Here is a 21,947-nt window from a genome sequence, read left to right on the forward strand (position 1 = left end):
AAGGGGGAAGACCATGTACAGAAAGTTGGTCATTAATGTCACAGAGCCGGAAACCCGTGTGGCGCTGTTGGAAGACGGTACCATGGTCGAGCTTATGATCGAACGCCGGGAAGACGCCAATATCGCCGGAAATGTCTATAAAGGCAAGGTGTGCCGGGTACTTCCGGGCATGCAAGCGGCCTTTTTGGATATCGGGCTAAATCAATCGGCTTTTATTCATGTCAATGATTTGAATACGAACAACTACAAAGAAACTCAGGATATTTTTTCAGAGCCGAAGGATGCGGCGGTAATGTTGCCTGAAGTCGGCGCGAGCAGCGGGGACGAACCTGTATTGAGCGCGTACCAATCCATTGAGGACATCATCAGAGAGGGCGAAGAAATTCTGGTTCAAGTGGCCAAGAGCCCGCTTGGATCCAAAGGCGCTCGAGTTACCTCACACATTTCGCTTCCCGGTCGATTTCTTGTATTGATGCCGGGTTCAGATCGCATCGGTGTGTCCAGGCGCATCGAGGACGAGCATGAGCGGGAGCGGTTAAAAGAGCAGGTATTGTCTCTTAGCCAGGGGCAAATGGGCTATATTGTGCGAACCGCCACAGAGGGGATTGGCGCTGAAAAACTGGCCTACGAAATGGGCTTTTTAAAAAATCTATGGGAAAATATTCAGATAAAATTTAAGACGAGCACCGCTCCGGCGTTGCTTCATAAGGAGCTAAGTGTCAGCCTCAGGGCGGTGCGAGATCTTTTAACGCACGAGGCCGACAAGGTCATTATCGATAGTTGCTCGGAATACGAAACGGTTCTGGCTTTTCTGGAAGGGATCATGCCGAGTTTAAAAAGCTCTGTTGAACTCTACGAGGGACACGAGGCCATATTTGACGCCTTTAACCTGATGGGTGACATTTCCAGAGCGCTCAACAGAAAGGTGTGGTTGAAATCGGGCGGGTATATCGTTTTGGAGCATACCGAGGCCTTGATGGCCATAGACGTCAATACAGGAAGATATGTCGGAAAACATAATTTAGAGGAGACGATTCTCAAAACCAATCTGGAAGCGGTCAAGGAAATAGCTTATCAGATAAGGCTTCGGGATATCGGGGGGATTATCATTATTGATTTTATTGATATGGAGAAGAAGGCAAACCAGGAAAAGGTCTTTAATGCACTCAAAGGCGAAATGAAAAAGGATAAAAGCAAAACCCATATTCTTCCTATTTCCGAGATGGGCCTGGTTCAGATGACCCGGAAACGAATTCGGGAGCCGTTGCCGAGAGTGCTTTGCGAGCCCTGTTATTATTGCGAAGGACAGGGTTATCTGCTGTCCAAAAGGACGATTTGTTATAACATTTACCGGGATATCATTCGTGAAGGCAGAGATAGTATGGGGGGGCGGATTGCGCTTCGCGTTAATCCGCTAATCGCCGACCTGCTTCACGGTGAGGAAAATTATTTAATTGGTTCCTTAGAAAGAACCGTTGGAAAACAAATAGTGATCTATCCGGATGAGAAATTTCATCTGGAACAATACGATATTCTGGAAATTCTGAAACAATAACGGAGTGTTTTTAATTTTTGTTCCAGCTGGTTATGTGCGTATTTGATGGGGGTGAAATTGATAACGCAATGGGGGTTGCAATTTAGGAGGCAACGAGCGATCGGCCTGTTTTCGAATAAAAAGTATATTGACTTGGAAAAAAAATTATGTTTCATTTACAAGATTAATTTTTGGCTCGATGACGGAAAACCCTGGGTAGAAAGCAACATATTGTAATGAAAGAGGGATTATATGAAGAGAACATATCAACCAAGCAAACTGAAAAAAGCGCGTAATCATGGGTTCTTAAAAAGAATGTCCACCAAAGGGGGGCAAAGGATAATCAAACGCAGACGTGCCAAGGGGAGAAAGAGACTGGCGCTGTAGGTAGGCATATTCCGGTGATGATCGAGGGAACCGGGGGTAATAATTGACTCGAAACAGCTTTTCCAAGGCGGACCGAATTTTAAAACGGCACGAGTATATCCGGTTGTCTGCTTCGGGGAAGCGGATATATACAACTAATTTTATTGCGATTTATGCGTCTGGCGAGAGCGACCGAACGCGTCTGGGGATCACGGTCACTAAAAAAATCGGATGTGCGGTCGTCCGAAATAAAATTAAGCGGCGCGTGCGAGAATACTTTCGAACGAACAAAGATTCTTTTCAGGGTGTATTGGATATCAACATTATCGCAAAAAAGGGCGCCGATGCGCTATCGCCGGAGGCAAGTTTAAGCGCGCTCGGGCATTTATTCAGCAAAGTATCCTTGCGAAGATGATCAATCCAAGCCGTCTAGATCAAAGGGTGGCCTTGTGGCTGATCCGATCATACCAATTATTCATTTCACCGTTGATCGGTCCCGCATGCAGATTCTACCCGTCTTGTTCAAGTTACGCTTATCAGGCGATTGAGCGATACGGTTTTTTGAGAGGGGCGTGGCTTGCCGGGAAAAGAGTGCTTAAATGCCACCCGTTCCACCCGGGAGGCGTTGATCCTGTGCCATAGCGGTAAAGAAACAACATTGAATATCGATCCCTTTCAAATCAAAACATCCGTACGGTGAAAGTGTTTTTATCGCGACTTCGGCTCAACCGGATTCTGTTGTTACACAGGCCGGTTATCCTGCCTCAAACAGTTACCCCCCAGCCGCTATTCCCATAACGGAACTGACGTATGGTATATTTTCATCATAATAGGCGCAGGTACCGATAGGAGAACAATATGGAACAGTTCCGAATGTTTATAGCTATTACACTTTCCCTGCTTGTGTTTCTTGCATGGAATTATTTTTTCTCTGAAAAAAGAGACCCCGTTGCCGGGGGAAAAGACTCGGTGCTTCAGGATGTGGCTAAAGAGACACGGCCGGATTCGAAAACGGCAACATCATCCGTTGCCGAGAAAACCGTCATGGCACCGGCCATGGCCGTGGAGAAGCAGGTCCCCGCAAAAACGATTTCTGTAGGAAGCCCGCTTTATACGGTGGAAATTGATACAAGAGGCGCGATTTTTAAGAGTTTTCGTCTAAAGCAATATAAGGAAACGGTGGCTGCCGACGCGATGGATAAGGAATTAATATCCAAAACAAATCAAAATGGTACCATTCATATGGGGCTTAACGGAAACACGATTCCTGGACTTCAAGGGGCTGTTTTTTCCGTGGACAAAACACCGGATCAGTTCGTCGTAAAAGATCAAACGGTCAGCATTCCCTTTGTATGGGTGTCACCGGAGGGTGTGATAGTCGAAAAGCGGTACACCTTTAATCCGAACTCTTATCTGATTGGCCTTGATATAACAATTCAAAACAACTCCGAGGTGTCTTTTAACAGCCGTCTGGCGGTCTCTCTTGAAAATCATCGGCCGCCGGAAAGTTCGCAATATGGTTTTGAAGGGCCGGCTGCGTTTATCAATGGGAAGCTACAACAGATCGAAACAGACAGTATAAAGGATAAAAATTTATACCACGGCGACATCAAATGGTTTACGCTTCAGGACAGATACTTTATGACGAGCATTATTCCGAAGCAAAACGGAGAAGCGGGTTTGCAGCTTTTATTGAAAGGGGAAGAAACCCTCTCTATCGGTTGGATTGGTAAAGAAGCCATCATCGCACCTCATGACGTAAAAAATGCGTCCTTTGATCTTTACCTCGGACCCAACAAGATTTCAATTCTGAAGACATTTGGAACCGGATTGGAGAAAGCCATCGATTTTGGCTGGTTTGATTTTATTGCGCGGCCCTGTTTATGGATCATGAACAAAATTTATACCATTATACCGAACTATGGGTTCGCAATCATAATTCTTACCATTCTGATTAAAATCATTCTCTGGCCACTGGGTCAAAAAAGTTATAGCTCGATGAATCAAATGAAACGGATGCAACCGCTGATGGCCGAAATTCGTGAAAAATATAAAGACGATAAAAAGCGGATTAACGAGGAAATGATGAGGCTCTACAAGACGTATAAGGTGAACCCCATGGGGGGGTGCTTGCCGATGATTGCACAAATACCTGTATTCTTTGCTTTTTATAGAATGTTGTACGAAGCGGTGGAGTTAAGACACGCCCCGTTTTTGGGTTGGATTAATGATTTGTCCGCACCGGATCGACTCTTTCACTTTAACATTACGATTCCTTTTATGGAGCCGCCGTATGGTATTCCGGTACTAACTATTATCATGGGCGCCACCATGTTTATTCAACAAAAGATGCAGCCGCCCATGGGAGATCCTGCCCAAGCGAAAATGATGATGTTTATGCCGATTATTTTTACCGTTATTTTTATCAACTTTTCGTCGGGACTGGTACTCTACTGGCTGGTGAACAACATTCTTTCAATTGCGCAACAGTACGTTGTCAGCAAAAAAAATGCTTAATGACGGAGGGGTTAGATGATGGCCGAAAAAGTGATAGAAGGAAAAAATGTTGAACAGGCCCTCAAAATAGCAGCGGAAAAATACAAACTGCCAATTGGAAAAATTAGATATGAGGTCATATCCTATGGGTCAACCGGTATTTTCGGTCTGGTTGGGGCCAAAAAAGCCAAAATAAAAATTTCTCTGCCGGAAGAAAAGCGATCGCGAAAAGAAGCAGAGAAAAGTCCGGTTACAGAGGCTGAAACACCGCCGGTTTCGATTCAACAACCTGTGAAAAGGGAGATTCAAGAAGAGCGGACAACCTCCATTGAGCAGGAAACGCTATCCGAAGAAATTAAAACGACCATTAACAGCCGGAGCAACCAAAGCTCCGAAGAGGCGATAGAAGCGGGAAAAGCCGCGTTGCAAAAGATTTTAGACATGATCACCACCGAGGCGAGCATCGAGGTGGAAGAGAGTGATGAAAGGGTTTTGTTTAATGTGATTGGCGGAAAATCCGCGGTTGTTATCGGAAAAAGAGGACAAACACTAGAAGCGATTCAATACATTATTGAAAAAATTATCAACCGTAGCAGCGAAAAAAGAATTCGGCTTCAAATCGATGTGCAGGGATATTTAAAAAACAGAAAAGCCAATCTTGAAGAAATGGCGGCCCGACTTGCAGAAAAGGCGGTTCGTGTCGGAAAACCCGTGACGGTTGGGGAGATGAACGTTCATGATCGCAAGATTGTACATATGGCGCTTAAAGATCACAAGGATGTAAGAACTCAAAGCATGGGTAGCGGATTTTACCGCAAATTAATGATATTTCCAAAGAAAAATGGCGGGAAGAAGCGAGAGGAACAAACTGTCGAGGCACAATAAAAGGGAAACCTCGCCCGGTCTCATTCACCACAAATCGAACTGGTTTTATTCCTTAAAGAGGCTTTTTTAATTTGCACCCATTGTTCGCATCCCGTCGTTAGCCCACCCTCTTTTCCCATAATGTTTGCGTCGCCCGGCATTACGATGAAAGTCATCGGTCCCATGGACAGCGGCCGGAAATGAGGCCTACATGAAAAACGATAAACAGGGAAAGCGGGCCGGCAGTTTTGCGAAAAGCGGTAACACGCCTGTACGATTGCATATTAAAAGAAAACTAGGAGCGGGTGAAACTTTTTGAGACGATTTGCTGAAGATAAGCAGAGATGGAAAATAAGGGTATAGAAATGGATACCATTGCCGCGATGGCCACCCCGATCGGGGCCGGGGGTGTCGGTATTATTAGAATTTCAGGTCCTGCTGCCAGGGAAATCGGCGAAAAAATCTTTCGGCATCGGCACGCGACTCGGTATGAAAGGCGTGAAAACGGAAATCAAGGGGGCGCTGCGCACTTTACGCCCAGAAGACTTCAAATTGGCCTTATCGTGAATCCGAAAAGCGGTTTTATTTTAGACGAAGCGCTTTTCGCTTATATGCCGGCGCCACATTCTTATACCTGCGAAGATGTGGTTGAAATTCAAGCGCACGGCGGTGCGGTTGGACTCAATAGCATCTTAAATTTGGTGATAAAAGAAGGCGCCCGGCTTGCAGAGCCTGGTGAATTCACAAAGAGAGCTTTTTTAAACGGACGAATAGACTTGACGCAAGCAGAGGCTATTATCGATGTGATCAATGCAAAAACGGAAAGATCGCTTCAACTGGCCTCAGAGCAGCTAAACGGTTCTCTAAGAGAAATTGTTGAAAATGTTCGTGGCGGGGTCACCCAGTTGCTCACCGAGTTGGAGGCCGCTATAGATTTTCCAGATGATTGCGAAGACATAAGTTATGGTGCGTGCGGCGAGCATTTAAAGAAAGTCGTTATCACGCCGCTGGAAATCCTTTTGAAAAATTATGAGCAGGGGCATCTCATTAGAGAGGGCATTCGGATCATTATTATGGGGCGACCGAATGTCGGAAAATCAAGTTTAATGAACCGCCTGCTTAAAAAGGATCGCGCCATTGTTACCGAGGTTCCCGGAACGACTCGTGATAGCCTTGAGGAAACGCTTAACATAAACGGTGTGCCGGTCGTGCTTGTGGATACCGCAGGTGTGCGCGAATCGGTGGATCCCGTTGAATCGGTCGGAATTCTAAGAGCGGAGCGACTAGCCGGAGAGGCCGATCTTGTTCTCTTTATGATTGATGCCGGCGCGGGCGTGACGGATGAGGATATTGCCGTTTATCATAAAATAGCGAAAAAATCCGGGCTTCTGGTGATTAATAAGATTGATCTGGAAGAGAAGGATCGACCGGTTGAAATACCGGGGAGGTGGTTTTTAAAAGAAGATATTATCAGAATATCGGTGCGTTATGAAAAAGGAATCGACCGTCTCAAGGAAAGAATATATCACTATGTGATCGGAAAAGAAGGGCTTGAAGAAAGTCGAATTGTTCCAAACCTGAGACAAAAGAGCTTGATTGAAAAGGGGCTTCACGCCGCATGTCGTGCGCGAAAAGGACTTGCGGGGGAATTACCCCCCGAACTTTTGGCCATTGATCTAAAAGAAACGCAGAGCGCCCTTAATCAGGTTGTTGGAAAAGAACCAAGATATGATATTTTGGAGCATATTTTTGGACGGTTTTGCATTGGCAAGTAAACTATAAAAAAAGCAGCGAGTAATTGTTGCTGTCGGAATGTTTCACGTGAAACAACCGTCTCCGAGCGAAGAGGTTGGGGCTGAGGAGACAATAGAATGGAGGGGTGGTGGCGATGTCTTTGGACTTTGGTCCTTTTTTTGAACGATACGAAGTTTTGGCAAAAGCAGCAGACCTGGTTTTTGAGCAGGTACAAGCGCAGTTTCCAAAGGAAATCGAGTGTAAGCTTGAGTGCGCGGATTGTTGCCATGCCATGTTTGATGTAACATTGGTAGAGGCGTTGTACTTGAATTATTATTTTAACAAACTGTTTTCCGGCCGGGAGCGCGAAGATATTCTCGAGAAGGCAAACCGGGCGGACCGAAAAGCCTATAAGCTGAAGCGGGAGGCCTTTCGACAACTTCAGGAAGGAAAGACCGAAACACAAATCATTTTAGAGATGGCGGGGGAACGGGTACGTTGTCCGCTGCTCAATGAAAAGAACCGCTGTGACCTCTATTCCCATCGACCGATAACATGCCGTTTCTATGGCGTGCCGACGGAAATTGCCGGAGTGTCTCATACCTGCGGAAAATCAGGGTTTATAAAGGGTAAAACCTATCCAACCGTTCACCTTGAAAAAATGCAACGAAATCTATTTGCGTTGTCTCATGAATTGGCGGTGACCATTAAGTCTCGCTATACAGCGATAGGCGAGTTGCTGGTGCCGGTATCTATGGTGTTGTTGACGGACTATAATGAGGAGTATCTAGGACTTAAACCGTTACAAAACCCGGACCAAGAGGGGGCCGACAATGAAGGAAGAAAAGACAAATAAGCTTTCTCCCGAAGAAGAAGAGAGAAAAAAAGCTATTTTTGACAGCATGTCTTCAAGGGGGCAGAAGCGGGTCTTGAGAATCGGCTATGAGGAATGGGACCCTTTTCAGATTCCGAAAGATCCCATCGATATCCGCGGAGATAAAAATAAGAGAACAACGCATATGCTGGTTCGGGAATTTCTGCAAACGGCAGCCAGTGAAAAATATGGGAATGATTACGCCCGAGGCGTGCTGGATCTGTGCTTGGGTATTATCAACAATGATGAGCGCTATGTCGGAATGTATGAATTTTCCTGCTGGTATCAGTCGTTGCAAAAAAAAGATGAAACCGAAGGGGCATAGCGGGTTCAAGATGAGCGTGTCTGCCCCCTATATTTTTTTTAGTACGATAGCGGTTCGCGCCGGCAAATATAAGCTAAGATGGGCGGAGGCATTAGAGCCTTTATCCGATTGGGACAAGGTGTGATGGGTTTGATCGGCGAGACGACGATTGTGCCCACCAAACCGGTTGGCGTCACTGTCCAAAACCATTTGATATGATCCGGGCGTTGCTTGAATATGATAATCGGGAAAAGAGAGATTGGGATGAAAATTAAAAACAAACAGTAATGGCCCCCGTTCAAAAGCAATCACTTTGTCGTCGTTATGTTCATGGCGCAACACGATATTGGCATACTCAAGAATTAGAAAACTTTTGGATAGGCGGATCATTTCTCGATCAAACACGCATAGTTGATGGTATTTTAATTCGGGATCATCCACCAAATGCCATTGTCGCCGGGCATATCGGTAAGACCAGCCATTTCCGCTTCTGGGAAAATCGATCCATTCCGGGTGTCCGAATTCATTTCCCATAAAATTTAAATATCCGTTTCCGGCAGTGGCCAGCGTGATGAGCCGTATCATCTTATGGAGCGCTACCGCCCGGTCAATCCCTATGTGCGTGTCTTCGATTCGCATGTGCGCATATATGGCTTCTCCGGCAAGGCGAAATATGAGGCTTTGGTCACCAACCAGGGCCTGATCGTGCGCTTCCGCATAGCTGATTGTTTTTTCATCGCGTCGACGATTGGTTAATTCATGCCACAACCGGCCCATGTGCCAGTCTTCGTCTGGTTGCTCTTTAACCAGGCGAATCCAGAAGTCTGGCAAGCCCATGGCGAATCGATAATCAAACCCGATACCACCTTGCGCCTCGGGTGCCGCGAGTCCGGGCATGCCGCTAACATCTTCGGCAATGGTGATCGCATTTGGCCGAACATTGTGAATAATGCGATTTGCCAACGCCAAATAGATAAGCGCATCCAAATCCACATCAGGATTAAAATAATCGTCATAGCACGTAAACGCTTTGCTGAGGCCGTGATGCGTATAGATCATGCTGGTCACACCATCAAACCGGAATCCGTCCACATGGTATTCATCCAACCAGAAACGGCAATTTGACAGCAAAAAATGAAGCACCTGAGGCTTTCCGTAGTCAAAACATCTCGAATCCCATGCGTGGTGATAGCCGCGAGGGCCTTCATGAAAATATTGGTATTCGCTGCCGTCGAAACGGCTCAAGCCCTCTATCTCATTAGATACCGCATGTGAATGCACCAGATCGATCAGCACATAAAGCCCGAGGCCATGCGCTTTATCGATAAGGGCCTTAAGTTCATCCGGAGTTCCGAAGCGCGAGGATGCGGCAAAAAAACTGGAAACATGATATCCGAAAGAGCCATAATACGGGTGATGCTGTATGGCCATGAGCTGAAGCGTGTTGTAACCGGCAGAAACAATTCTTGGAAGAATGTGCTCGGCAAACTCCGCATAGGTGCCGATGCCCTCCTTTTCCTGGGCCATTCCCACATGCGCTTCATATATGAGTGGGACTGCGGGCTTCTCGGGCGCAGGGTGCTGCCATAGATAGGGTGTTTCAGGATGCCATATCTGCGCATTGAAAATATTTGTTTCCATGTCCTGGTGTATTCTGCGGGCATAGGCGGGAATTCGATTCCCGTTTCCGCCGGGCCAAAAAACGTTAAGCCGATAAAGAGCCAGATGCCTAATTGATTCCAATGGCAATTGAATTTCCCAAACACCGGTATTTGTAACGGGTTTCAGCGCAAATCGCGCGTCCGGTTGCCAGTCGGAAAAGTCGCCGACTAAAAAAACCGCCTCGGCATAGGGGGCCCATTCTCTAAAGACCCATGATTGCGTTTTTCGATGAAGCCCGAAAAATTCATGGCCGGATGCAAAGTCTTGAATACTGGTATTCCCCCGTGTGAGTGCGATTGCTGTTGTTTCAATGGCGCGAAGCCGTTGTTGAAGGTGCTGTCGATAGGGAATTAGAAAGGCATCCTTTAAAAGAAGTTGTGAAATCTTTTTCTCGATGGTTTTCGTTTGAGTCTTTGAGAGTGATTCAATCATTTCAGTCGGCCCAAGTGATAAATCCCGGTGTGTTTTTAATCCAACCGTCCGCTCGCGGTCGAACCCGCGCGGTAAACCCGAAACGGCCGGAACGCCGAAAGGTAATATTGCAGACGTAACGGTAAGCACCGTCACCCAAATCTTGTTCCGGTTGCATTTTCATAATTTGGCCGAGGGCCAGAGAGTCAATCGTCTTAAACAGGCCGTAGTAGACTTCCACATCGACTTCTTCGGGCTTAATGGCTCCTAGTTGAACGTGGGCGGTTACTCTAAATTCGTTCCCGACACGAAACGGCCCCTCGGACTCCTGTTGCGGTGTTTTGATGCGAATATCCTTCCATAATAGAAGAAACCGTTCGTGAAGTTGAAGTTGTGCCTTGGCCGATTCGCAATCGTTTAGAAATAGATCCCGATAGCGCTTGGCTGCCGGAAGATAGAACCGGGATTCGTATTCGGAAACCATGCGCTGCCCGGAAAACTCGGAAAGCGCCATTTTCATGCTCGCCTTCATCATTGTTAGCCAGCGTTCCGGCGCATCTCCTTCTTTTCGGTCATAAAAACAAGGAATCACATTGTTTTCTAACACATTGTAAAGCGCCTGGCTCTCGACGGCATCCTGGTAAATGTGATCATTATAATCTTCCCCATTTCCGATTCGCCATCCATTTCCAGCGGAATACCCCTCACACCACCACCCATCCAGAATGCTGACGTTCAAAACACCGTTTAAGGCGGCCTTCATGCCGGAGGTGCCGCAGGCTTCCAACGGCCGCCTGGGGGTATTAAGCCAGACATCGGCGCCCTGAACAAGATAGCGGGCAAGTTGCATGTCGTAGTCTTCAAGAAAAATCACGCGATGCCGCAGCCCTTCGTTTCGAACGAACTGAATGAGTTGCTGAATCACCATCTTTCCTTCATTGTCCTTGGGGTGCGCTTTTCCCGCAAAAATAATCTGAATCGGATGAATTTCAGAGTTGAGTAATGCCCGAAGCCGGTCGGGATCCTGCAGAAGCAGGTGGGCTCGTTTATAGGTGGCGAACCTGCGGGCAAAACCGATTGTCAGCACGCCTTGGTCAAGAACCGATTCTGCGCTCTCAATTTCAGCCTTTGAAGCGTTCCGTTTGCTATATTGTCGAGCCATCATTTTTCGACAGGTTCGAATCAGACGGGTGCGACCCACTTCATGGGCGCGCCACAATTCTTCATTATATATTTCATCGATGCGATTGGTGATATCCGGCTGATCGGCTTTCAAACTCCAGTCAGATCCCAGGTATTGCTCAAAAAGATCGGCATTTTCCGGAGATATCCACGTGGCGGCATGAATCCCGTTGGTGACGTGGGAAATCGGCACTTCATCTTCGGGGTGCCCGGGCCAGACATGCGACCACATTTTGCGGGCGACGCTGCCATGCAGCTTGCTGACCCCGTTGCAGTACTGAGACATTCTAAGTCCTAAAATAAACATGGAAAAGGGCGCATCAAGGCCGGAACCGGCATGTTGCCCCATGGCTAAAATTTCGTCCGTGGTTACTTTGAGCTGTTTTGCGAGAGGCGCTATATACGGCCGAACGAGAGAGGGTGGAAACTCGTCATGCCCGGCTGAGACCGGCGTATGCGTGGTGAAGACGGTGGCTCGGGGAATAATTTGAAGCGCGGTTTTAAAGTCCAGATTTTTACGAACCATGGTTTGCGAGAGGCGTTCCAAGTTTGCAAAAGCGGAATGTCCCTCGTTCATGTGGGTGACGATCGGGTCAATGCCCAAGGTGTATAACGCGCGCATACCGCCGATACCCAACACCATTTCCTGAGCCAGCCGCACTCTGAAATCTCCACCATACAGCCGTGCCGTGATATCACGGGCCTCCTGAGTGTTTTCAATGAGGTTGGTATCTAGAAGGAAAAGCGGTACCCTGCCGATTCGGGCAACCCAGACCGCAAAATGGATCGGGCCTTCGGGTCCGGTGATACTGATGCGCAGGGAGTTGCGATTCGAGTCTTTCACGCGTTTTATGGGAAGTTGAAACAAGTCCGAATCCGGGTAGGCTTCCTGTTGCCAGGCATCCGGGCTCAAATATTGCTGAAAATAACCCTGTCGGTAGAGCAATCCCACACCGACCATCGGCAGATTCAGGTCGGACGAGGATTTAAGGTGGTCGCCGGCCAACACACCGAGTCCCCCGGCAAAAAGCGGCAGGCTTTCATGAACACCGAATTCCATCGAAAAATAAGCAATAGCGCCGCGTTGTTCAAAGATATCCGTATGGCGTGTATGGTCGGCGAGCACTTGCTGCTCAAACCGAACCTTGACGCGTTCCTGGTGGGCGAGAAAACTGTTGTCCCGGGATAATTCCTCGAGTCGACGCTGGCTGAGGAAAGTCGAAAAAACGATGGGGTTTTGCTTCGCGTTTTCCCACCCTTTGGGATCAATGCGTCTAAAAAGTTCGATGGCGTCCGGCTGCCAGCACCACCACAGATTTCTAGACAATTTTTCAAGAAAGAGCAACGGCTCCGGAATCATGGGAAAAACCTGAAAGGTTTGCAAATAGCTCATATCCGTATCCTTTGTTGAACAGTATAAAAAGGCGGTGTTACGGGGATAAGACCGTTAATTTATGCCAAACCCGTATCCATTCGCTGTCGCTCCACGCCTGAGCATCGCAGCCTCTTTCGGTATGCGGTGCATCCCCATCAAGAATTTCAGGCAAATGCCCGATGCACCCGTCCATCAAAAGACGGGATGAGCTGCCGAGCCACGCCAATGCGGTGGGAACGGCTTCTTTTCCATAGACCATTGACCAGGCCTCACAAAAGGCCGGAAACGGCCATGTCCAGGCGGTGCCGTTATGATAAGCGGGCTTGCGGCGCGTGTCTTCATCTCCTGTATAATTTCCCATATATGGTCGATGAGGATTGTTAAGCGGTTGACCCATAAGAAGGATAGGCAGCGCCCGTTTCACAGGTCTATCCGCTAAACTTCGAATCGCTCCGGGTACTAGAAGCGTTTCACAGGCGCTGAGTGTCTTGTGACATATCTCTTCATCCGTAACGGCGCCTAAAGTTATGGTCAGTAGTTGATTGGGCCTAAGCGCATCATCCGGCTCAGCAACATCGGCGGAAACACCGGGCGCTGCATGTAAACAATCCGAGAAGAACCCCTCGTTTTTCATGAAAAAAAGTCTTAAAATAGCCGTGCGCGCCTGTTTGGCAATGGCACGCCAACGATTTTTCTTGGTTGCGGGGTCTACACGGGCCAGCAATTCAAGCGCATGATACCAGAGGGCTTGAATTTCAATGGGATACCCTTCGCGAGGGGTGCCAGCGGGATGATTGGTGTCCATCCAGGTAAAATGCGCCGGAGAGAAGATAAGCCCAGTGCCTTTATCCATGCAAATCCCATTGGGTGTTCCGGAAACATAGGCGTTCGCAATGGAGACAAGAACGGTCGCCATCGTTCGATTCCCGCAGCGGGAAGCAAGAAAAGATTTGTTGTTTTCGGCTCGCAGCAGATCCGCCACGGCCACGATAAACCATAACGGCGCATCGGAGGTGTCACGGTTGGCCGCTTGAGCACCTGAAATCATGTTGGGCAAGGTGCCGTTTTCCTCAAATCGGCCGAACTGAATCAGTATATTCTTCGCTTCTTGAAGCTTGCCGATAGAAATCAATCCCCGAGCGAAAATCAACGCATCCCTGCCCCAATCGAGAAACCAGGGATATCCGGCGATAACACTTTTAAGCTTTTCCCGTGTTACGACAAAATCAGATAAGGCGTCTTTCAGTATGGAAGCGCAATCCGCTGGTTTGGCGACGGCATGAATCGTATCGTTGATAATGGGTTCCGGAGAGGCACGCCGGGGAGCGAGCGGCTGTTCCGAGGCAAAAGGGGCTTTGGCAGTGAGCACAATCGCCGTATCTCCGGCCAACTCGCTCTGAAAATATCCCGGACTGAATAAGTCCGAGTCCGGGTCGAAGCCGCGCTCCGCATCCTTTGGCCGGTTTACCATATATTGCCATTCCGGTTCAGGTTTGAATTCTCCTCGTGAGATTTCCATTAAAAGCGGTTTTGCCTGGTCCGGCGTAAAAGAAAAGCCATTGACTCGGGCGTAGACGGCGGCGGGCCATGCGGTTTCAGGCCCCATATAGGCTTTGGTCGTCGCATGAAAGTTGCGATGTTCCAAGTCAGGTCGTAAAATGAGCCGGACGGGCCGGTCATCCGTCAATCGCTGAAAACGTTTGGCGGACGGGTGCCGATAAAAGGTGAGCGTGACCTCATTTGAGCCGGTTGTCATTTGCAGTTCGATGGTCAGTCGAATGTGCTCTCCCTGCCCGGTGGGGACATGAAACCGCCAAACACCACGGCGGTGATCATCCACATAAAAGGAGTGAAAGCAGTTAAAGGTTATTTCCTGAGAAAATCCTTGAAATACCACCCATGCGCGACAGCGGCTGAACAGAACCCACCGGTCCACGGGGTGGTCGGGGGCCGAATTGGCGGCCAGTAAGCCGTCGTAACGGCTTTGAAGCCGGCCCCATAATACCGGCGCGCGGCTCATGCCGCCGATGCCGTTGGTAAGCAGCAGCATTCGTGGGGAAAGCTGTAAATCGGACCGAATAAATGATCGCTGAACAAAGAGGTGTTCCGGGCGTGATAGGATAAGCAGTTGACTTTTAGTATGTACCGCAGGATTCTCGAATACCGTCATCTGTAGCGTACGGGGCAAATGTTCGCCGGAAGTCGCTTGGGGAAGAAACAAGGCAAACCAGCGATGATCCATAGCGGGCAGGCTTTCTTCCCGGGCAAGCGTCCGGTGGTTATCCATAATTTGGGCGCAAAATGGGACGTCGCACAGTACGAGCAAAAAATGCGCCGGCGGCACCATCACGACCCGTCGATTATCCCGTGGCCATTGCCAGGAAACGACCCGGGGCATTCCCCCTTGTGGATAAAGGCTTTGGCAAAAGGACTCAGGATGTTCGGCCAATCGTTGCGCTGCGGCACTCGGATCAAAATCCCCCAGATCCCCTCTCCCGAATAGGGCGCAAAAAACCTCAAGCGCCTTTGCCCGGAGTCTCTGGTGAATAATCCTCGGTACGGGGGCGATCTTGCCGCTGGGTATCGCATCAAGGGCTGACAGTTCCGATCGAATCGGTGAGAGACAGACCACTTGGCCTGCTTCCAACCGGCAGGACGGGCTTCCGTGATCCAGCGCAACCGCCACAAGCGCCCCTGTCAGCAAGTCCGTCAATGGGGGCTTAAAGGCCATGGCGGAGGATTGCCATGTCGCCCGGGAGGCCTGTTCAGAATCGAGGTTGGCGATAATCAGCAGTTTCTTACCGCTTGGCCGATGATGGCGCAACATGGCCACATGGTTTCCCGGACCCGTCTGGACCAAGGTCAATTCGGTTTGATCATGAAATGCAGGGTGATGCTTCAGCAGCGCTGTCAGGCGGGCGATGTTTTCCACCTGATTTTCCCCGGCGCCCCAGTTAAGGGAGTTGGCCTGGTGTACGACAAGCTTTTCCGTGGCAAACCATTCCACTCCATTGGCAAAACCGAACGCGCCGTTTGGGCTGAACAGTGCGCACATATCCGTGCGAAGTCGAGCGTAAGCCTTTGACGTTGCTGCCAGCCGCAGATTGTCATGCGTTTCCGCATAGTGGACGGTGAGGCCTTCATCACGGGATATTTGAAGCGCCTCCGGCAAGTAGGATTCAATCTGCTCCCGCGTGTAATTTTGAAACAGTTCGGAGTAAGCCCAGTTAAAGTTGCCGAAGTTCAGCAGCTCCCGGGTGACCGAAATTTTTCCCCCGAGCCCTTCCAAAAAAAAGAGGGTGTCGGGGTATTGCGTTCGCACCTTGGCAATAAGGTATTTCCAGGTTTGAACCGGAATCATGTATCCGGCATCACATCGAAAGCCATCCGCGCCGCGCCGGCACCACGTCAGAAACATATCCGCCATGTATTGCCACAGGGCTGAATGCCGATAGTCCAGCTTGGTCAAATCTTCCCACTGGACACCCCACGCGCCCGGCACATTGATGCGGCCGTCCGGCCCACGATCCAGCCATTCGGGATGGGTATAGTGGAGTTCGGCCGCCCAGCCGGTGTGGTTTATGGCAATATCCAGAATCAGCTTGCCGTGGCGCCGATGCACGGCATCGACAAGCTCCGTGAACTGTTCCATGGGGGTGGCGTGGGGGTCAAATTGGGCCAGAGAGGGGTCGACACCGGTAAAACTCAATGCCGCATAGGGACTGCCGAACCGGCCCATGCGAGCGTAGGTGGTGGGGGTGGGGTGTATCGGCAGCAGCTGAATAAACCGGCAGCCCAATGTCCCTAAAATAAAATCGAGTTCGCCGATGAGGTCTCTGAAGGTTCCGGAAGGCGGAATAACCGTGTATCCGATATCATCCAGGCGCTGAATTTCATTTTTCAATGCATCGGTTTCCGCAACCTTACCCGCCTTGTTCGGGCCGAATTGTCGCACAAAGGCGTTGTATAGAATATTTGCGCAGCAGGTGTCCGCTGGTTCTACATTGACCTCGGTATTTGGGCCCGGCGGCCAGATCGGGTCGGACTGCTCTGTGCAAAGAAAAAAACACTTGGCTTCAAAATGCCCGATCTCGCATAAAGGGAGTGTAATTTCAAAACTATCTCCGTTCCTGCGGTGCATGGGAAAATCAAACCAGTCCCGACTCAGGGGGGGAAGGTTTTCCTGAACACTGCGGATGGTTTCTTCCCGGGTGATATCGGCGCGGCCGATATTGGTACGCAGCCACGCGCTCCCGTTTTTGCCGTCGGGCGGCGTTAGTCGGAACGTGAGGACATCTCCCCGAAAAAGGAGTATCCGTTGCCCGGGGCTCGGACGTTGCTGAATGCTGTTAGAGATAGTCATCGTTTCGATATAAACGCCACCGAAAGTCGGCGGACATTAAAAAATGGAAAATAGTTTAAAGAGAATACCGTTGCCGGTCGGTATTTGCAATTCGAAAAATAAAACCGGAGCGCTATTGAATCAACTCGTTTTCCAGAATGGTGTCATCCGGAATAACAAACGGAGTCGGACCGGGATTATTTATGGCAACCGTTCCGATAATGGTGACATTCTTGCCGAATGAAACATCGCCGGTGATGCTCAGGGCATCACACGCGAGCAGCGACGGCGTGCCCCGACCGAGCCGTCGGTTAAAGTCGTCGATTCGACCGAAAAAACGGGGATCGAGGTCAATTTGAATCGACTCGGTTTGCACGTTTGGATTTTGGACCAGGCTTTTTTCCGATGTGAGCAAATAGCGATCTGAACGAATGGCGAGTAAATCATTACAGGATTTCACCGGCAGAAAGCGGGATCTGGGTACGCAGACCGCTGTAGCGCCTTCAAAAAGAAAGATCGCCGACCCCATAGCCGTTTCCACCTGATATACAGGCGGGCTGGTCTCATCCCGGGGATCAAGGGGCTTTGAATTTAAAATGAGCGGCAAAGGAACGATCCCCTCTTTTTCAATCAGCGTCTTTAAAAAGGACAAATTGATCCAGATGTTGTTGGTATTAAAAAATCGATACCGGTTAATATCTTGAAATAATGATTTTTCCGTGGGCGGGCACTGGGCGGTTTCGCGTAAAATCATTCGCCCGTTCCGGTGGCGGGCTAGATGTCCCCCCTTTGCGTCGGACGGTTTTCGACGGGCCACTTCGAGCATGAACGGCACCTCATGTTGAGAGAAGTACCCCAACATTCTAAGATTAAGGGCGGCCCCCAGATTATCCGAGTTGGAAATAAACGCATATTCAATGCCCTCATCCAGTAGTTGCTGCAGTAATCCGGACGAGTAAAGGCTGATATAGACATCCCCGTGCCCGGGAGGGTTCCATTCCAGCCTGGTATCCAGCGGCCATTTGGCCGGTCGAAAATCTTTTTGTGAAATTTTCGGAAATTTGTGTTGAAGAAACGTCCGCGGTTTTCGGGCCGGCTTTATCCGCATGATTTCCGCGCATGTATCTTCATGGGTGCTGAAGCTGTTCATAAAACAAAGCGCGGTATGACCGAGATCTGCCTGCGCCAGCAAAATTTCCAGAAAAGAAAGCCCCTCTTTGGCATGAATCAGGGACTTGGCGCGGGTTAACCCCATGGTGGTTCCCAGACCACCGTTTAAAACAATACGAACAGTCCGTGGCATGACCTGTGCCCCCACCTCTTTGCATCCCGCCAGGCAATCATCTTCCTCAATTTCATCAATGTGTAAGGGCTCAATATCTTTTTCATACAACAAACCGTCGGCGCCGTTGACCACTTGCAGGTAATAAAAGGAGAAGGTGTTGATGATTCGGTCCGAAAGGCCTTCCGCCTTCATTTTTTCAATACATTCGGTTAGATAATTCGGGACAGCATCTGCAACAGGCATGATTTTGCTATTTCCTTCCTTCAGGTATGCACAATGGGAGGGGTTATTTCTGTTCGTCTAACTTAATTCAAAAAAAGAGGGCATGTCAAACAGGAACTTAATTTCACGGCTGACGGGTAAAAACCGTTTTTTTACGTTTTTTTCAGCGCACAACAGAATGAAACTATAGGTTTTTCGCCATGGCCAATTGATTCTTGTTTACAGCCAGATTCATTCGGGGTTGAACGAATTCATAATGCGTCTCCTGAAACGGCAGATATGCCAAACAATAGCTTTGCGGTGCAACATGAATCCGGTTCAAATTTTCCGTAAAGGTCCGATGGGGTTTTATTAGGCCGGCCAGAGCAACCATAAGGCTGTCGAGGGTTTGGGAAAGCGGTGCCCCAACGGGATAAATCGTCCCTTCCGGCATACCCCGAGAGAGGGCGTCAAGGGGTTGGGCCAGGGTAGTGTTTGTAAGCAAGCGCAGATAAGTTTGAGGCAGCACCTTAAACGCTGGTCCCCAAAAATAAAATGGCAGCGTTTCCCACCGCGCCTTTACAACTGCTGGTAGATTGGCCAATCGGGCCAGGTCTGCATAAGAGTCGAGCGCAATGCCCGAAACCGCAGCGTTAATTCTCCAGAAAGGCAAGTAGACAGCGTTATCCCCTTGCCACGGAAGAAAAGAAACGGTAATTTTTTCAAACTTGCGGCCTTTGGCTTGCCAGATCGTTCGACAGTTGTAACAGGCGATAGCCAGTGACTCCGGATGCCCAACCAAGTCCAACCCGCATTGCGGGCACAAGGCAGGAATAAAATGATAATTTCCAGCGGGATGTTTGCCGATCAGGGCTGAAACGTCGAACCCTTTCGGTGTGGCGATCGGTTCATTAAGGACCGCATCAAAGAGTTTGTCTTCCAAATAAAAAGGCGCATAAATCAGACTGGTTGTGTCACCGATTCCGACCCGGTATATTGCGCGGTGCGCATGCCCGGCATCGAACCGGATATTTAGAAGGTTCATGGACGCTTTAAGCGTTAAGGTGGGCGCTATGAATTTTCCGAGAGTTTCCATTGTCACAAACCGCAACCGCAATGCTTGGCTTCGAAGGCCCAAAGAGATTGGGAAGGCCTCGGCCGGCACGGCCTGATGACTCACATCAACAAAACGATTTTGAATTCCTTCCGGAAGACACCAGAACACCATCCCCTTAAATCGCCAGTACGGAAAATAAAGCAGTTCCTTTTCCGCGGGTGCGGCATGGGGCAAGGCATACCGGAAGTATCCGGTTGTGGTTAAATATGATTTCACCCGGCAGTAGTCACACTGAAACAACCGCTCCGCATCGCTAAGTATAGCCGGAGCGCCGCACTGGGGGCATTGATGTTCGATAAAAAGACTAATTCTTCTCTCCGCACTGACCGCAATAAACCGTGTTAGGCAAGAGTTCGGCGCTGCAATGCACGCAATGTTTCGGGGGCAATTTTTCTTCTGCCGAATGACCGCAACGGGAACAGAACCGGGCCGTGGGGGTGAGATTTTTACCGCATCTCGGACATTGCCGGAACACCACAATCTGATGCCCACAGGCGGGGCAGAACTTGGCGTCCCCGGGCACCGAATGGTTGCATTCGGGACAGTGAAAACCCGCGGCGGCGTCCGGTGTCGTAGTCCCTTCGAAATACCGGCTGAACATGGCGGGCATCATAAACCCCATGGCCATTCCCATGCCGCCGCCCTCGGTTTCGGACGCCTTTTCCATCGCCATGGCGGCTTTCATCTTCATCAGCTTGTCCATGTCCTGAAAGACGCCCATACGGCTGCGGTCGTCAATGGCTTTTTGCACGTCCGGTGGCGGCGTGACAGCATTGATGTAGAGGTGCGTCAATCGAAGGCCGAAATGGACAAAATCTTCGGATAGGCGTTGTTGAAGGCCTTCTGAAAGTTCATCATACCGGGCCGGCAGGTTCAAAATGGAGTCGATTTTTTCTCCCATAAAATCGTTAAACCGTGAAAGAATAACCCGGCTTAGATATTCCTCGACGGCATCCGTGGTAAAGAGACCTTGGGTTCCCACCATGGTGTTGATAAACAAAACGGGTTGAAACACCTGAAAGTTAAACAAACCAAAGGCGCGGAGCCGTATCAGTCCCAGCTGCGAATCCTTGAAAGCGACCGGATCCCTGGTTCCCCAGGTGTAATTGGTGAACACCTTCAAGTTTACGAAATACACTTCTGCCCGCAAGGGGCTGCTCATGGCCCAGGGAAGACTGGCTATTTTGGTCAATATGGGAATATTGGCTGTTTTAAGCGTATGCCGGCCCCGTCCAAACACGCCCATCGCTTTGCCCTGATAGAAAAAAACGGCTGATTGGCTTTCCCGAACGGTTAACTGCGCGCCATACTTAATCTCCCCAGAGCCTTTTTCCGGAAACCGTTGAACCAGGGTGCGGCCCGAGTCATCCAGCCATTCGATATTCTCAAGAAACACAAGGTGGTTACTATTCATGGAAGGTCATCCTCTGCAGGTTGGTGATATCAGACAGCCCACATCTGGTGAAATCCTTTGAAATATAAAAGACAAAGTGGTCATTTCAGGATGAATTGGCTGCGATCATTACAAATACGGCCGGGCATGTCAAGCTGGTGTACCCCTTATTCGGCATAAGGTTTGATTTTTGCGATTAGGGCGAGTAAAAAATAGGAAGCGTGATGGCATAAAAGTCGGCTAACGGGCATTACCCAAAGGGGTGATGGCTTCAATCATTTGATTATTGCGGGTGAGCCAATGAAGACCGTATTTTTTCTCATGTTAAGCGGATGGTTATGGGTGGCGTTTCCTGCGGCTGCTGAAATGTACCGATATGTTGATGATAACGGAGTGATGCATTACACCAATGATCTGACAACGGTTCCGGAAAACAAGCGTTTGGAGGTCATGGAACAAAACGAATATCAATATGCCGCTCCGGCGGATAACAGTGCCCAACCCACAACAGAATCTGATTATCAGCAACGGGAAGCCGAGGATGCAATTCAAAAAGAGCAAATTGCTCGGAAAAAGGAACTCAAAAAAAGAAAAGACGCGCTTGAAAAGGAATATCAGAGGTTATTAACGCAAAAGCAGGCGATAGATGACGATGAAGGGTTTCAGTCAAGAAGAAATAAAAGAAAATATAAAAACCGCCCTTACATAAAGGCGTTGATAGAAAAGGAACAAACGATTCACACCCGAATGGTTGAGATAGAAGCGGAAATTAAACGTCTTGAATTGCAGCCTTAGATACCGACGGCG

16 protein-coding genes are annotated in these 21,947 nt (G+C 49.1%); 10 read left to right on the forward strand and 6 right to left on the reverse strand.

Annotated elements, in window-relative coordinates; all coding sequences use genetic code 11:
• Nucleotides 1–13: 13 nt before the first annotated feature.
• From RBT11_02775 to RBT11_02815, 9 genes are all read left to right on the forward strand, one after another.
• Nucleotides 14–1,555, forward strand: a complete 1,542-nt coding sequence (locus RBT11_02775; GenBank protein ID MDX9785675.1) for an Rne/Rng family ribonuclease — start codon at nucleotides 14–16, stop codon at nucleotides 1,553–1,555.
• Nucleotides 1,556–1,786: 231 nt separating this feature from the next.
• Nucleotides 1,787–1,921, forward strand: a complete 135-nt coding sequence (gene rpmH, locus RBT11_02780) for a 50S ribosomal protein L34 (GenBank protein ID MDX9785676.1) — start codon at nucleotides 1,787–1,789, stop codon at nucleotides 1,919–1,921.
• A 43-nt stretch (nucleotides 1,922–1,964) separates the two neighbouring features.
• Nucleotides 1,965–2,315 carry a ribonuclease P protein component gene (gene rnpA, locus RBT11_02785; protein ID MDX9785677.1) on the forward strand — a complete coding sequence of 117 codons (351 nt, stop codon included), beginning with the start codon at nucleotides 1,965–1,967 and terminating at the stop codon, nucleotides 2,313–2,315.
• Complete coding sequence (gene yidD, locus RBT11_02790; protein ID MDX9785678.1) at nucleotides 2,312–2,542, forward strand: membrane protein insertion efficiency factor YidD; 231 nt, start codon at nucleotides 2,312–2,314, stop codon at nucleotides 2,540–2,542. Before rnpA ends, yidD begins: the two co-directional genes overlap by 4 nt.
• 216 nt (nucleotides 2,543–2,758) lie before the next feature.
• Nucleotides 2,759–4,417 carry a membrane protein insertase YidC gene (gene yidC, locus RBT11_02795; GenBank protein ID MDX9785679.1) on the forward strand — a complete coding sequence of 553 codons (1,659 nt, stop codon included), beginning with the start codon at nucleotides 2,759–2,761 and terminating at the stop codon, nucleotides 4,415–4,417.
• Nucleotides 4,418–4,432: 15 nt separating this feature from the next.
• On the forward strand, nucleotides 4,433–5,281 hold the full coding sequence (gene jag / locus RBT11_02800; GenBank protein MDX9785680.1) for an RNA-binding cell elongation regulator Jag/EloR: 849 nt from the start codon (nucleotides 4,433–4,435) through the stop codon (nucleotides 5,279–5,281).
• Nucleotides 5,282–5,604: 323 nt separating this feature from the next.
• Nucleotides 5,605–7,035: a tRNA uridine-5-carboxymethylaminomethyl(34) synthesis GTPase MnmE gene (gene mnmE, locus RBT11_02805; protein ID MDX9785681.1), complete on the forward strand. Its 1,431-nt coding sequence runs from the start codon at nucleotides 5,605–5,607 to the stop codon at nucleotides 7,033–7,035.
• Between the two features lie 113 nt (nucleotides 7,036–7,148).
• Entirely contained in the window at nucleotides 7,149–7,850 is a 702-nt protein-coding gene (locus RBT11_02810) for a YkgJ family cysteine cluster protein (protein MDX9785682.1), read from the forward strand.
• Entirely contained in the window at nucleotides 7,828–8,193 is a 366-nt protein-coding gene (locus RBT11_02815) for a hypothetical protein (GenBank protein MDX9785683.1), read from the forward strand. Before RBT11_02810 ends, RBT11_02815 begins: the two co-directional genes overlap by 23 nt.
• A 27-nt stretch (nucleotides 8,194–8,220) precedes the next feature.
• Here RBT11_02815 and RBT11_02820 read toward each other — a convergent pair whose 3' ends face one another.
• From RBT11_02820 to RBT11_02845, 6 genes are all read right to left on the reverse strand, one after another.
• Entirely contained in the window at nucleotides 8,221–10,266 is a 2,046-nt protein-coding gene (locus RBT11_02820) for an alpha amylase C-terminal domain-containing protein (GenBank protein MDX9785684.1), read from the reverse strand.
• A gap of 1 nt (nucleotide 10,267) precedes the next feature.
• A complete protein-coding gene (gene glgP / locus RBT11_02825) occupies nucleotides 10,268–12,820 on the reverse strand; it encodes an alpha-glucan family phosphorylase (protein ID MDX9785685.1) in 2,553 nt (850 codons plus the stop codon).
• A gap of 37 nt (nucleotides 12,821–12,857) precedes the next feature.
• Nucleotides 12,858–17,165, reverse strand: coding sequence for an amylo-alpha-1,6-glucosidase (locus RBT11_02830; GenBank protein MDX9785686.1), 4,308 nt, complete (start codon nucleotides 17,163–17,165; stop codon nucleotides 12,858–12,860).
• Between the two features lie 112 nt (nucleotides 17,166–17,277).
• Nucleotides 17,278–18,672, reverse strand: coding sequence for a UTP--glucose-1-phosphate uridylyltransferase (locus tag RBT11_02835; GenBank protein MDX9785687.1), 1,395 nt, complete (start codon nucleotides 18,670–18,672; stop codon nucleotides 17,278–17,280).
• Nucleotides 18,673–18,835: 163 nt separating this feature from the next.
• Nucleotides 18,836–19,963: a hypothetical protein gene (locus RBT11_02840; GenBank protein MDX9785688.1), complete on the reverse strand. Its 1,128-nt coding sequence runs from the start codon at nucleotides 19,961–19,963 to the stop codon at nucleotides 18,836–18,838.
• A gap of 88 nt (nucleotides 19,964–20,051) precedes the next feature.
• On the reverse strand, nucleotides 20,052–21,161 hold the full coding sequence (locus RBT11_02845; GenBank protein MDX9785689.1) for an SPFH domain-containing protein: 1,110 nt from the start codon (nucleotides 21,159–21,161) through the stop codon (nucleotides 20,052–20,054).
• A gap of 279 nt (nucleotides 21,162–21,440) precedes the next feature.
• Here RBT11_02845 and RBT11_02850 point away from each other — a divergent pair, with 279 nt between their 5' ends.
• Entirely contained in the window at nucleotides 21,441–21,935 is a 495-nt protein-coding gene (locus RBT11_02850; protein MDX9785690.1) for a DUF4124 domain-containing protein, read from the forward strand.
• Nucleotides 21,936–21,947: the final 12 nt, after the last annotated feature.

The organism is Desulfobacterales bacterium (assembly GCA_034003325.1).
Classification (GTDB): Bacteria; Desulfobacterota; Desulfobacteria; order Desulfobacterales; family JAFDDL01; genus JAVEYW01.